This is a genomic window from Streptomyces sp. NPDC008125 (assembly GCF_042957125.1).
In the GTDB taxonomy this organism is placed as follows: domain Bacteria; phylum Actinomycetota; class Actinomycetes; order Streptomycetales; family Streptomycetaceae; genus Streptomyces.
The window spans coordinates 526,021-539,083 of the sequence record NZ_JBIBHR010000001.1 but is presented as its reverse complement, the minus strand read 5'-3'; the positions used below and the strand labels follow the sequence as shown (position 1 = coordinate 539,083).

Sequence of the window (13,063 nt, the reverse complement as noted above, 5' to 3'; positions counted from 1 at the left end):
GGGCGGTGCCTCTCCGGGACCAGTGTTGCTGAGGGCTCAGCGCCTCTCCACCCGTGGGTGGAGAGGCGCCTCTCCACCCGGGTTCCACCCGGGGGTCGATCCCCCGGTCGCTCTCGGTCCGTAGCGTCGAAGGCGTCCGATCTTTCCGTTCTGCGGAAGGGCGCCATGTCCGGCGTTGTCAGTTTTCTCAGTGTTCCCAGAGTTCTCCGTGTTCTCAGCGTTCTCGTCAGTTCTGTGATCGCCGCCGTTGCCGGCTGGGCGCTGGTGCGCCCGTTCTCCGCACGTCCGCTGTCGGCCCGGTGGCGGCTCCTTCCCGCCATCCTGGCGGTGCTGGCGCTGCGCGGCGGGTCATTGCCCGACGTGCGTCACCACACGCTCTCGGCGGAGGTGCTGGCGGCCGAGCTTGCCCTCGGACTGGTCCTCGGCGTCGGCTGGGAAGGGGCGTCCCGGGTCTGGCGTGAGTCGGACGGCACTGAGTGGTCCAGGGGCACTCGTGCCGCGGCCTTCGTCCGGGCGGGTGGTCTGGTGCACCGCGCCGCGCTCTGGGCCGCCGGGGTGGCCGCAGGGTTGGCACGGGGCAGTGACGGTCTCCTGCTTGCCTTGGCCGTGATTCTTCAGGCGCGAGGAGGAGCCCTGGCCTGGCGCCTGAAGCGCCTCCCGCCCGAGGCGGGACCCGCCGGGGGACCAGAGGGCAGATCGCCCGCCGTGATCCGTCCCGTCGACGGGATACGGACCACGGCCGCGGGAACGGTTCTTTCGTGACCGGGGTGAGCTGGACCTCCTGGCCCTCCCGCGAGGCGCTCATGCGTAAGCAGCGGTTGCCTGCCCGAGCCGTTCTGTCCCTCCTCGTCTGGGCGCCGGCGGCCGCAGGACTGCTCTGGGCGACGCTGAGCGACAGTCGGGCCGGTCCCGCCACACTCCCCGTCGCGCTCGTGGTGACGGCCTGCTGCGTCCTGGTGGCGCGGAGGTACCACCGGTTCACCGGGGAGCACCGGCTGTGGCCGTCATTGGCCCTGCTGCTTCTTCTGACGGGACTGGCGCTGGTCGCGTACGGGGCGGGTACGACGGCGCTCGCGATCGCTCTGTGGTGCGGCGGGACCGTCCTTGCCATGGCGAGGCTCCCACTCCGGGCGGCAGTGCCGGCTGCGGCCCTCACCCTGGCGTGCTTCGCGGTCCTGGTCGGCGGCGGGTGTATGACCACGCTGCTCACGGGTACAGGCCTCTGCCTGGGCGGCTACGTGACCCGGCTGGACGCGGAAGCGAGCGGAAGCGCTCAGAGGCTGCTCGCCCAGGAGCGGGCCGTCCGGGCGGCGGAGGCGGAGAGGGCGGCACTGGACGAACGTCCCCTGATCGCCTGGGAGATCCACGACGTGGTCGCGCACAGTCTGTCGGCCCAGATGGTGCATCTGGAGGCGACCAGACTACTGATCGAGCGTGAGCCCGCCGGCGCGTTCCGTGACCAGGTGCTCGAAAGGGTCGTTTCGGCCCGCTCGATGGCCCGGGAGGGGCTGACCGAGACGCGGCAAGCGCTCTCCGCGCTGCGGGGCGAGATGACACCCGTCGAGGAGTTCCTGCGGGACCTGGTCTCCACCGGACCGCTCGACCTCAGCATCGAGGGGCCTCGGCGGCCTCTGTCGGCCGGAGCCTCGCAGACGGTGCGGCGGGTGGCGCAGGAGGCCGTCACCCATATGCGCAAGCACGCCCCCGGGGCGCATGTTCGGATACGGCTGGAATATCTGCCGGACACGGTGACCTTGGAGGTGCGGGACTCCGGGGGAGGGGCACCGGACGAGGAGCTGACGACTGGTGGGCCGGGCTACGGTCTGACCGGAATGCGGGAGCGCGCCGAGGTCCTCGGCGGGACCTTGGAGGCAGGGCCGGGTGAGGAGGGCTTCGTCGTGAGTCTGCGGGTGCCGGCGTGAGCGCGCGGGTGGTGGTCGCCGACGACCAGGCGGCGGTCCGTGAAGGCGTGGTGATGCTGCTCGGGCTGCTGGGCGTCGATGTGGTCGGGGCTGCCAGGGACGGCGAGGAGGCGGTGGCGCTCGTCGCTGAACATGCGCCTGACGTGGTCCTGATGGACCTGCGGATGCCGCGCTGCGTCGGCGTCGAGGCGACCAGGCGGGTTCGCACGGAGTACCCCGGGACCCAAGTCGTGGTGCTCACCACCTTCGACGACGACGAGTCGCTCTTCGCGGCCCTGCGGGCGGGTGCGCGCGGCTTTCTCACGAAGGATGCGGGCGGCGAGGAGATCGTGCAGGCCATCGCGGCCGTGTTGTCCGGCGAAGCGGGTCTCTCGCCCGCCGTGCAGCGGCGTCTGCTGGAGCGTGTGGCCGCTGGGCCCGCCGCCGTCCCGCTGCCGTCGTCCTCCCGAAGCCGGGGCCAGAGCTCGGAGCAGGGCCAGGGCCGTGAGCTCCCCCTCGGGCTGACGCCCCGTGAGGCGGAGGTGCTGGTGCTCATCGCCGAGGGGCTTTCCAACGCCGAGATCGCACGTCGGCTGCACGTCTCGCACGCCACGGTGAAAACACATATCAACAACCTGTTCGCAAAGACGGGGGTGCGGGACCGGGCGCAGGCGGTGCGTTATGCATACGTACAGGGGCTCGCACGGGCACCTGGTGCAGATGTCACCTGAACAGGTGAAAGCGGTGCATGCCGCAACCGAGATCCACCCTGTCCGGACACTCTTGACCGAGCGGCCGAAAGGGCTCGCGGACAAGGGAGTTGTTCGGTGGAGAAGGAAGCAGGGCGGGAGGTCGCGGCGACGCGACTCGACGACCCGTGGTATGACGCGCTGACCCCCGGATGGGGCGAGCCGGACGGCACGGGGACGGCGACGAGCGACGCGCCGCCCGTACCCGAAGCTCCGCAGAGCGGCCACAGCGCTGCCGACATCTACCGAGAGGTCCAGCGGAGCGAGGCCTTCCGCGAAGTGCGCCGCAGGTACCGGAGGTTCGTCGCTCCGGCGACCTGTGCGTTCCTCCTCTGGTACCTCGCCTACGTGGTCGCGGCCACAGGCGCGCCCGGGCTGATGGCCCGTCCGGTAGTGGGCGCGGTAAACGTCGCCATGGTCGCGGGCCTCGGCCAGTTCCTCACCACCTTCCTGCTGACCTGGGCGTACGCGCGGCACGCGCGTCTCCGCCGGGACGGGGCGGCGCTCGAACTGCGCTGGGAGACACAGGAGCTGACGAGAGGGGTCGAGCGGTGAGCGGGGACCACCAGACACTCGCACTGGTGCTGTTCAGCACGTTCATCGCCATCACCCTCGGTATCACCACCTGGGTCGGTCGCACCCGCAAGGGTTCCGCCGAGGAGTTCTACACCGGGGGCCGGCTGTTCTCTCCTATGGAGAACGGTTTCGCCATCGCCGGCGACTACATGTCGGCCGCCTCGTTCCTCGGGATCTCCGGGCTGATCGCGCTCTTCGGCTACGACGGGATGCTGTACTCGGTCGGCTTTCTCGTGGCTTGGCTGGTCGTGCTGCTCCTGGTGGCCGAACTCGTGCGCAACTGCGGTCGTTTCACCCTCGCCGACGTGGTTGCCGCGCGTATGGCGGAGCGCCCCGTACGCACGGCGGTCGGCGCGTCTTCGGTGACCGTCTCCGTGTTGTACCTGGTCGCCCAGATGGTCGGCGCCGGCAGCCTGGTGGCCCTGCTTCTCGGCGGCACCAGCGGCGCCACCCGCTCCTGGACCGTGGTCGGGGTCGGCGCCCTCATGGTCGTCTACGTCTCACTCGGTGGCATGCGGGCGACCACCTGGATCCAGATCGTCAAGGCGGTCCTTCTCATGGCGGGCACGATCGCTCTCACCGTGGCCGTGCTGGTCCGATTCCACGGCGACGTCAACGCACTGCTCGACTCCGCGGCCGAACACAGCGGCCACGGGCAGGAGTTCCTGGCGCCGGGCCTCAAGTACGGCGGAAGCTGGACGGCGCGCTTCGACTTCATCAGCCTCGGGGTGGCGCTGGTGCTCGGTACGGCCGGCCTGCCGCACATCCTGTCGCGCTTCTACACCGTGCCGACAGCTCGCGCGGCCCGCCGGTCCGTCGTCTGGTCGATCGGTCTGATCGGCAGCTTCTACCTGATGACCATCGTGCTCGGCTTCGGCGCTGCCGCGCTCGTCGGGTCGGCGGCGGTCCGGTCCTCCAGCGAGGCCGGGAACACCGCGGTTCCTCTCCTCGCGCTGGCGTTGGGCGGCGGAGAGGGCTCCGCCGGCGGGACGATTCTCTTCGCCGTGGTCGCGGCCATCGCCTTCGCCACGATCCTGGCCGTGGTCGCGGGGATCACCCTCGCTTCCTCGGCCTCCGTCGCCCATGACCTCTACGCCTCGCTCCGCCGCCCGGGGGGCAAACCGTTCGGCGAAGTCGTGGTGGCCCGGGTGGCCGCCGTGGGGATCGGGGTGGTCGCCATCGGGCTCGGCCTGCTCGCCCAGGACCTCAACGTGGCGTTCCTCGTCGGGCTGGCCTTCGCCGTGGCCGCCTCGGCCAACCTGCCGGCGCTGCTCTACTCGCTCTTCTGGAAGAACTTCACCACCCGCGGGGCCGTCTGGTCCGTATACGGCGGCCTGGTCCCGGCGCTGGTTCTCGTGCTGCTCTCGCCGGTCGTCTCCGGTGGGCCCAACTCGCTCTTCCCCGGGCTCGACTTCCAGCTCTTCCCACTGGAGAATCCGGGTCTTGTCTCCATTCCGCTGGGATTCCTCGCCGGATGGATCGGCACGGTGACCTCCGCCGAGTCGCCGGACCTGGACAAGCACGCCGAGACCGAGGTCAGGTCGCTGACCGGAGCAGGAGCCGTGTGACCCGGACCGGCGTGACCTCATCTGATCCGGGGCGGTGTGGCCCGAGGCAGGCGGTGTGGCTTGAGCGAGGCAAGCCGACCGGAGCCGGTTGGCGTGAGCGGGACCGGCTGGTCCGAGTGGAGCCGGTGGGTCCGCGTAGAGCCGGTGGGTTCGCGTAGAGCCGGTGGGCCGCGTGGAGCCGGGCAGGGCGAGTGGAGCTGAGGAGCGGGTGAGGATTCCGCAGGCACGCAATCGGTTTGCGTGTCTTGCGCTAATCTTGCGCTCATGACGCGACGACTTGCTCAGGTGGCACAGAAGGTTGGGGTCAGCGAGGCCACGGTCAGCCGGGTCCTGAACGGTAAGCCAGGCGTCTCGGACGCCACCCGGCAGGCAGTGCTCTCCGCGCTGGACGTGCTCGGGTACGAGCGCCCGACCCAGCTGCGGGGTGAGCGGGCCAGGTTGGTCGGGCTCGTCCTTCCCGAGCTCCAGAACCCCATCTTCCCGGCCTTCGCCGAAGTGGTCGGCGGCGCCCTCGCCCAGCAGGGACTCACGCCCGTGCTCTGTACGCAGACCAAGGGCGGGGTCTCCGAGGCGGACTACGTGGACCTGCTGCTCCAGCAGCAGGTGTCGGGGGTGGTGTTCGCCGGCGGCCTCTACCACCAGGCCGATGCCGCACACGACCACTACAAGGTGCTCGCCGACCGGCGCATCCCCGTCGTCCTGATCAACGCGGCCATCGCCGAGCTCGGCTTCCCCGGTGTCTCCTGCGACGACTCCGTCGCGGTCGAGCAGGCGTGGCGGCACCTCGCCTCGCTCGGGCACGAGCGGATCGGCCTGGTGCTCGGCCCCAGCGACCACGTCCCGTCCCAGCGCAAGCTCGACGCCGCACGGCAGTTGGCCCGTGAGTACGGGGCGACGATCCCGGACGAACATGTCGCGCGGGCCATGTTCTCACTGGAGGGCGGTCAGGCGGCGGCTTCCCGGCTGCTCGACCGCGACGTCACCGGCATCATCTGCGGCAGCGACCCGCTCGCGCTCGGCGCGGTGCGCGCGGTCCGCCGCCGGGGACTCTCCGTGCCGCACGACGTCTCGGTGGTCGGGTACGACGACTCCGCCTTCATGAACTGCACCGAACCGCCCCTGACCACGGTTCGCCAGCCCATCGAGGCCATGGGCCGGGCGGCCGTCGAGCTGCTGTCCGTACAGATCGGGGGCAAGGCGGTGCCTTCGGACGAGCTGCTCTTCGAGCCGGAACTGGTGGTGCGCGGCTCGACCGCCCCGCCGCCGCGCGATAATTCACGCTGAGCTGTCGCTATTTTGCGCTCCACGGGCCGCTCATTCGAGGGGAGGGGCGGGCGCGTACGGAGCCGGGGCGGGCAGCGGCTGTGGTGGGGGCGGTCCGGCGTACTGGCCGCGGGGCCGCAGGCGCAGCGGCCGCTCCGCGTATTCCTCCAGGGCGTGCGCGATCCAGCCTGCCGTCCGGGCCACCGCGAAGATGGTCTCGCCCGCCTCCGCGGACATGCCCGTGGAGACCGAGAGCACGGCCAGCGCCAAGTCGATGTTGGCGTGCAGAGGTACGTTCCGTGCGGCGGTGGACACCACGTCGCGAGCCGCGGCGAGCGCCGGTGCAGCCCCCGGCATGTCCTCCAGGAGGGTGAACAGGACCCGGGCCCGGGGGTCCTCGCCGCTGTAGAGACGCTGGCCGAGGCCGGGGACGCGCCTCCCGGCCCGTAGGTGTTCGGCGACGACCGGTGCGGCTCCGCCCCGCTCCACGACCTCGCGGAGCATCCGGTGGGCTAGCCCGCTGGCCGCCCCGTGCAGGGGCCCCTCCAGTACCCCGAGCCCCGCCGAGACGACCGCGTACGGATGCGCGTGCGCGGAGGCCGCTACCCGGACGGCGAGGGTGGATGCCGCGAGGTCGTGGTCGATCAGCAGCGAGAGCGCGGTGTCCAGAACGGTGAGCGACGCGGCGTCGGCGGGCCGCGCGGTGAGCGCGGGCCACAACCGGGCCGCGATGCCGGGCCCGTCGTCACCGGCGGCGTCCGCGGTACCGGCCTCCGTGGCGCCGAGCGCGGTACCGCGATGCCCCGGGACACTCGGCCTTGCGGCGGCAGGGGCCGCGCCGCCTGCCGCGATGCCGGTCGCAGCACTGCTCGCAGCGCCTGGCATGCCGGTGGCTGGACGCAGTGCCTCCACCAAGGTCGGGATCAGGCCGCGGGCAGCGCCCAGGACCGAGGCGGGGGACAGATCGAACCGCAGCGGGTCCGCCGCCGACGCCGCGACGACGGCGACCCGCAGCCGGTCCGTCGTGCCACTGTGCGCGGGGAGGGCGGCCACGGCCTGCCGCGCCGCTGCCAGGGCCTGCGCCGGAGCGGAGAAGCGGACTCCCGGCCTGAGCTCGCCCGTCCACAGCCATTCGGCGAGCTCCTCGTAGCCGTGACGCAGGGCGAGTTCACACGCGTCGACGCCCCGGTAGTAGTACCGGTCCTGATCGATGAGGGTGATGCCGGTGCGGAACACCAGGTCGGCGCCGCCCACCGGGACGGGGTCGCGTCGGCCCGTACGCCGGGCCAGGGCCCGGACCTCGTCGGCGTCGAAGGTGCTGCCCCGCCCCCCGGGCGCGCGCACGCTGCTGAGCTGGCCACGGCTGACATAGGCGTACACCGTCTCCGGCTTCACGCCGAGCGCAGCGGCCGTCTCGCGTGTGCTGAGCCGTTCCGCGTCGGGCGGTTCCGCGTCGGACCGTTCCACGCTGGGCCGTTCCGCGCCGGCTCGTTCCGCATCGGCTCGCCCCGCGCCGGACCCTTCCGCATCGGGGCGACTCGCATCGGACCGATCCGTCTTGCGCCGTTCCGTACCGGCCGGGTCGAAGCGGCGTGCTCCTTGGTCCGTCATGTACTCACCGTATCCACTCTTCTCATATTGATTCAATCAATATTGACGCCAGGAAATCAAGCATGGATAGTCAAATCAATAGGCAGGAAGATGCGAGCAGGGACATCCGAAGAGGAGGCCGGCGATGCCGACCGGAACGACCCGCACCACCGAGACCCACAGCCCGACCGGGACCCGCAGTCACGCCGAGCCCCACACCCCCGTCCCGTCCGGTGTCCCGCGCGGTCTCGCGGGGGTCGTCGTCACCGACACGGCCCTGGGTGACGTCCGGGGGGCCGAGGGCTTCTACCACTACCGCCAGTACTCGGCGATCGAACTGGCGGAGACCCGGAGTTTCGAGGACGTCTGGTACCTGATGTTCCACGGCGAGCTGCCCGACGCCCCGGCCCGCGCCGCGTTCGCCGCGCGCCTCGCCGAACTGCGCCACCTCCCGGACGAGGTCCGTAGGGCGCTGCCCGCCATCGCCCGCGCCGGAGCGGTGTCGGGTCCGCTGGCCGGGCTGCGTACCGCGCTCTCGCTGCTCGGGGCCTCCGCCGGACACCGCCCGCTCTACGACATCGAGCCCGGCCGCCGCCGCGAGGACGCGCTCGCCGTCTGCGCCGCGGTGCCCACCCTGCTGACCGCACTGCACCGGCTCGGCGAGGGGCTCGACCCCGTCGAACCGCGCGACGACCTCCCGCACGCGGCCAACTACCTCTACATGCTCACCGGCGAGGTACCCGACCCCCTCCGCGCACGGGCCGTCGAGCGCTACCTCATCTCCACCGTCGACCACGGGTTCAACGCGTCGACCTTCACCGCCAGGGTCGTCGCCTCCACCGGCGCCGACATGACCGCTTGCCTGGTCGCGGCGGTCGGCGCGCTCTCCGGCCCGCTGCACGGCGGCGCGCCCAGCCGCGCTCTGGACACCCTGGACGCGATCGGCACCCCGGACCGCATCGACGGCTGGATCCGCGAACAGGTCCTCTCCGGCGCACGGATCATGGGCTTCGGCCACCCCGTCTACCGCACCGAGGACCCGCGTTCGCGCATGCTGCGGGGGATCGCCCAGGACTTCGGCGGACCGCTCGTCGACTTCGCCGTCGAAGTGGAGCGCCAGGTGGAAGCCATCCTCGCCGAGCTCAAGCCGGGCCGTGAGCTGCACACCAATGTGGAGTTCTACGCCGGGGTCGTGATGGAGCTCTGCGGGCTGCCACGGACGATGTTCACGCCCACCTTCTGCGCGGCGCGGGTGGTCGGCTGGAGTGCCAATATCCTGGAGCAGGCGGCGGACTCGAAGATCATCCGCCCGGCGGCCCGCTATGTCGGGACGCCTCCGCCGCAGCCGGTACCGGCCCCCTGACCGGCGGCTGCTCCACTCTTCGTGAGGATGGTCCGTCTTGCCCGCTTCGGCCACGCCGGGGGATGCCCGAGTCCCGCAGATCCCGGTCATCGTGCTCGCGGGCTTCCTCGGCTCGGGCAAGACCACGCTGCTCAACCACCTGCTCCACAACCGCGCAGGCAACCGGATCGGCGTGATCGTGAACGACTTCGGGGCCATCGAGATCGATGCCATGACGGTCGCCGGGCAGGTCGGCTCGACGGTCTCGCTCGGAAACGGCTGCCTGTGCTGCGCGGTGGATGCGAGCGAACTGGATTCCTATCTGGAGACCCTGACCCGGCCCGCCGTCCGCCTCGATCTGATCGTGATCGAGGCCAGTGGACTCGCCGAGCCGCAGGAGCTCGTACGGATGCTGCTGGCGAGCGAGAACTCCCGGATCGTCTACGGCGGGCTGGTGGAGGTCGTCGACGCGGCCGAGTTCGACCGCACCCGGGAGCGGCACCCGGAGACCGACCGGCACCTCGCCGTCGCCGATCTGGTCGTGCTCAACAAGACCGACCGGATCGACGGAGCCGAACACGACCGGCTGCGCGCCTCGGTCGCCGCGCTGACCGACCGCGCCGCCGTCGTCTCCACCGAGCACGGACGGATCGATCCGGCGCTGCTCTTCGACCCCGCGCTCCGCCCGGACACCGAACGGGCGGCCCGCCAGCTCACCTTCGAGGATCTGCTGGCCGAGGGCCTGTCGGCCGGGGAGGCGGACCCCGGCGATGCGGATCCCGGGGATGCGGGGACCCATGGCGGGGCCCATCCCCACGCCGCGTACCAGAGCGTCGAACTCTCCACCGGAACGCCCCTGGACCCCCGTCGCTTCATGCGGTTCCTCGACTCACGGCCGGAGGGGCTGTACCGGATCAAGGGCTTCGTGGACTTCGGCGCGGCCGATCCCCGCAACTCCTACCTGCTGCACGCGGTGGGCCGGTTCCTCCGGTTCGTACCGCGTCCGTGGGGCCGCGGCGAGCCGCGGCTCACCCAGCTCGTACTGATCGGATCGGGGTTCGACGCGGAGGCACTCCTGCGGGAACTGGAGGGGTGCCGGGTGTTGTTGCCGGACGACCCCGACCCGCTCGACGGCGAACCCGGGGCCGATCCCCGCGACGCGGACGAACTGGAACGCGCCATGTGGGGCGTGCTGCGTTACGTGGCCGACGACCGGCCCGCCGAACGGGGCGGGACGGACGCCGGGCCGGATCCGGCGTAGCGACGCGCGCGACGGGCCGGGCACACCTGCCCGTCCCACGTACGGCCGGAAGACGGGGGCAGGGGCCCGCCCCGCCGCACCCGTCTTCCGTACGATGCCGTCCGCTTCCTCTGTTACACCGGCCCTGCGATCGCGGCGACCGGGTCGGTCAGCGGGATGCCCGAACCGTCGCGGCGGGGGTCGGGTTCGGGCAGCCGGGCAGGGGTGCCGTTCTGCTGTGCGGCCCGGGCGGGCGTGGGGCCGGCCCAGGCGAAGACCAGCACGTCCTCACCCTTGAGGAACCGCTGGCACCGCACCCCGCCGGTGGCCCGGCCCTTGCGCGGGTACTGGTCGAACGGCGTGAGCTTCGACGTGAGCACCGAGTCGTCCAGCGTGCCGTGCGAGCCGGCCACGGTGAACACCGCCGCGTCCGCGGCCGGTTCGACCGCCGAGAAGGACAGCACCTCGGCGCCGTCCGAGAGTTTGATCCCCGCCATGCCGCCGGCCGCGCGTCCCTGCGGGCGCACCTGGGCCGCCGGGTAGCGCAGCAACTGCGCGTCGGAGGAGATGAAGACCAGGTCCTCCTCGCCCGTACGCAGCTCCACGGCTCCGACGATCCGGTCGCCCTCCTTCAGGGAGATGACCTCCAGCTCGTCCTTGTTGGCCGGGTAGTCCGGCACGACGCGCTTCACCACGCCCTGCAGAGTGCCGATCGCCAGCCCCTGCGAGGTCTCGTCGAGTGTGGTCAGGCAGACCAGGTCCTCGCCCTCCTCCAGCGTGAGGAACTCCGGGACCGGGGCCCCGCCCGAGAGGTTGGGTGCCGCGTGGGTGTCCGGGAGCTGGGGCAGATCGATCACCGCGACGCGCAGCAGCCGTCCGGTGGAGGTCACCGCCCCCACCTCGCCCCGCGCCGTCGCCGGTACGGCCGACACGATCACGTCGTGCTTCGCGCGCTTGGCGTCCTCGTCCTCGGCGACCGGGTCGGCGTTGGCCGTCCGGGCGAGCAGACCGGTCGAGGAGAGCAGCACCCGGCACGGGGCGTCCGCGACCTGCAGCGGCACGGCGGAGACCTGAGAACCCGCCGACTCCAGCAGCACCGTGCGCCGGTCGGTGCCGAACTTCTTCGCCACTGCGGCGAGTTCGGACGAGACGAGCTTGCGCAGCTCGGCGTCGGACTCCAGGATCGCGGTCAGCGCCTCGATCTCGGAGCTGAGCCGGTCGCGCTCGCTCTCCAGCTCGATCCGGTCGAACCGGGTCAGCCTGCGCAGCGGGGTGTCCAGGATGTACTGCGTCTGGATCTCGCTCAGCGAGAAGCGCTCCATCAGCCGCTCCTTCGCGGCCGAGGAGTTGTCGCTGTCCCGGATGATCCGGATGACCTCGTCGATGTCGACGAGGGCGACGAGCAGCCCGTCCACCAGGTGCAGCCGGTCGCGCCGCTTGGTGCGGCGGAACTCGCTGCGCCGGCGCACGACCTCGAAGCGGTGGTCGAGGTAGACCTCCAGGAGCTCCTTGAGCCCCAGGGTGAGCGGCTGTCCGTCGACGAGCGCGACGTTGTTGATGCCGAAGGACTCCTCCATCGGCGTCAGCTTGTAGAGCTGCTCCAGCACGGCCTCCGGCACGAAGCCGTTCTTGATCTCGATGACCAGGCGCAGTCCGTGCGAGCGGTCCGTGAGGTCCTTGACGTCGGCGATGCCCTGGAGCTTCTTCGACGAGACCAGGTCCTTGATCTTGGAGATGACCTTCTCCGGACCGACCGTGAAGGGCAGTTCGGTGACGACGAGGCCCTTGCGGCGCGGGGTGACGTTCTCCACGGCGACCGTCGCCCGGATCTTGAACGTGCCGCGCCCGGTGGCGTAGGCGTCCTTGATGCCGCTCAGACCGACGATCCGGCCACCGGTCGGCAGGTCGGGACCGGGGACGAACCGCATCAGCGCTTCGAGGTCGGCGTTCGGGTACCGGATGAGGTGGCGCGCGGCGGCGACGACCTCACCGAGGTTGTGCGGAGGCATGTTGGTCGCCATGCCGACCGCGATCCCCGACGCGCCGTTGACCAGCAGGTTCGGGTAGGCGGCCGGGAGGACGACTGGCTCCTGCTCCTGGCCGTCGTAGTTCGACTGGAAATCGACGGTGTCCTCGTCGATCGACTCCGTCATGAGGGACGTGGCGTCGGCCATCCGGCACTCGGTGTACCGCATGGCGGCCGGCGGGTCGTCGTTGCCGAGGGAGCCGAAGTTGCCGTGTCCGTCCACCAGCGGGAGCCGCATGGAGAACGGCTGCGCCATGCGCACCAGGGCGTCGTAGATGGACGCGTCACCGTGCGGGTGGAGCTTGCCCATGACTTCGCCGACCACGCGGGCGCACTTGACGTACCCGCGGTCGGGGCGCAGTCCCATCTCGTTCATCTGGGACACGATGCGGCGGTGCACGGGCTTCATGCCGTCGCGCGCGTCGGGCAGAGCCCGGGAGTAGATCACCGAGTACGCGTACTCGAGGAAGGAGCCCTGCATTTCGTCGACGACGTCGATGTCGAGGATCTTCTCCTCGAAGTCGTCCGGCGGCGGGGTTTTCGTGCTGCGGCGGGCCATCGCGGCTGCGACTCCTTCACAGATTCTGTCGGGCAACCTGAGGTTCTGACGCGGACCATTGTGGACCGCCCCGCCGACAGTGCCGACCTCGACCCGTCCCAAGCGCCCGGCCGGGACCCGCCGGGACGGCCGTTCCCACGGGTTCCCGGGCCGTCGCGGAGGCCGCACCGGGAGCCGCGCCGGAGACCCTGCCCGAGCCCGGAACAGGCGCTTCGGACCGACCCCCCGCACGCGGCGCCAGCACGACGC

General features: G+C 71.3%; 10 protein-coding genes. 8 read left to right on the top strand and 2 right to left on the bottom strand.

The window, feature by feature from the left end; all coding sequences use genetic code 11:
• Positions 1-234 precede the first annotated feature (234 nt).
• The 6 genes from ACFZAX_RS02225 (at position 235) to ACFZAX_RS02200 (ending at position 6,078) form a co-directional block, all read left to right on the top strand.
• Positions 235-762 (top strand): DUF1453 domain-containing protein, encoded by a 528-nt coding sequence (locus ACFZAX_RS02225; protein ID WP_390958191.1) that lies wholly within the window; start codon positions 235-237, stop codon positions 760-762.
• Entirely contained in the window at positions 759-1,922 is a 1,164-nt protein-coding gene (locus ACFZAX_RS02220) for an ATP-binding protein (protein ID WP_390958189.1), read from the top strand. The genes ACFZAX_RS02225 and ACFZAX_RS02220 overlap by 4 nt, the downstream gene beginning before the upstream one ends.
• The gene (locus ACFZAX_RS02215; RefSeq protein ID WP_390958187.1) at positions 1,919-2,632 is read left to right on the top strand and encodes a response regulator; all 714 of its coding nucleotides are present in this window, start codon (positions 1,919-1,921) and stop codon (positions 2,630-2,632) included. The genes ACFZAX_RS02220 and ACFZAX_RS02215 overlap by 4 nt, the downstream gene beginning before the upstream one ends.
• 96 nt (positions 2,633-2,728) lie before the next feature.
• Positions 2,729-3,205 (top strand): DUF485 domain-containing protein, encoded by a 477-nt coding sequence (locus ACFZAX_RS02210; protein ID WP_390958186.1) that lies wholly within the window; start codon positions 2,729-2,731, stop codon positions 3,203-3,205.
• Positions 3,202-4,794 carry a cation acetate symporter gene (locus tag ACFZAX_RS02205; protein WP_390958184.1) on the top strand — a complete coding sequence of 531 codons (1,593 nt, stop codon included), beginning with the start codon at positions 3,202-3,204 and terminating at the stop codon, positions 4,792-4,794. Before ACFZAX_RS02210 ends, ACFZAX_RS02205 begins: the two co-directional genes overlap by 4 nt.
• Before the next feature lie 264 nt (positions 4,795-5,058).
• On the top strand, positions 5,059-6,078 hold the full coding sequence (locus tag ACFZAX_RS02200; RefSeq protein WP_390958182.1) for a substrate-binding domain-containing protein: 1,020 nt from the start codon (positions 5,059-5,061) through the stop codon (positions 6,076-6,078).
• 30 nt (positions 6,079-6,108) lie between these two features.
• Here the strand turns inward: ACFZAX_RS02200 and ACFZAX_RS02195 are convergent, their stop codons facing one another.
• Positions 6,109-7,524 (bottom strand): citrate/2-methylcitrate synthase, encoded by a 1,416-nt coding sequence (locus ACFZAX_RS02195; RefSeq protein ID WP_390958181.1) that lies wholly within the window; start codon positions 7,522-7,524, stop codon positions 6,109-6,111.
• A 268-nt stretch (positions 7,525-7,792) separates the two neighbouring features.
• On the opposite strand from ACFZAX_RS02195, the gene ACFZAX_RS02190 reads away from it, so the two are divergent.
• Together ACFZAX_RS02190 and ACFZAX_RS02185 are read left to right on the top strand one after the other, a co-directional pair.
• Positions 7,793-9,010, top strand: coding sequence for a citrate/2-methylcitrate synthase (locus ACFZAX_RS02190; protein WP_390958180.1), 1,218 nt, complete (start codon positions 7,793-7,795; stop codon positions 9,008-9,010).
• 37 nt (positions 9,011-9,047) lie between these two features.
• Positions 9,048-10,250: a GTP-binding protein gene (locus tag ACFZAX_RS02185; protein WP_390958178.1), complete on the top strand. Its 1,203-nt coding sequence runs from the start codon at positions 9,048-9,050 to the stop codon at positions 10,248-10,250.
• A gap of 113 nt (positions 10,251-10,363) precedes the next feature.
• Here ACFZAX_RS02185 and ACFZAX_RS02180 read toward each other — a convergent pair whose 3' ends face one another.
• The gene (locus ACFZAX_RS02180) at positions 10,364-12,814 is read right to left on the bottom strand and encodes a DNA topoisomerase (ATP-hydrolyzing) (RefSeq protein ID WP_390958175.1); all 2,451 of its coding nucleotides are present in this window, start codon (positions 12,812-12,814) and stop codon (positions 10,364-10,366) included.
• Positions 12,815-13,063: the final 249 nt, after the last annotated feature.

Bases quoted from the DNA above. Each gene is read 5' to 3' on its own strand.
- ACFZAX_RS02200 (WP_390958182.1), top strand. From the start codon at position 5,059: ATGACGCGACGACTTGCTCAGGTGGCACAGAAGGTTGGGGTCAGCGAG.
- ACFZAX_RS02190 (WP_390958180.1), top strand. From the start codon at position 7,793: ATGCCGACCGGAACGACCCGCACCACCGAGACCCACAGCCCGACCGGG.
- ACFZAX_RS02180 (WP_390958175.1), bottom strand. From the start codon at position 12,814: ATGGCCCGCCGCAGCACGAAAACCCCGCCGCCGGACGACTTCGAGGAG.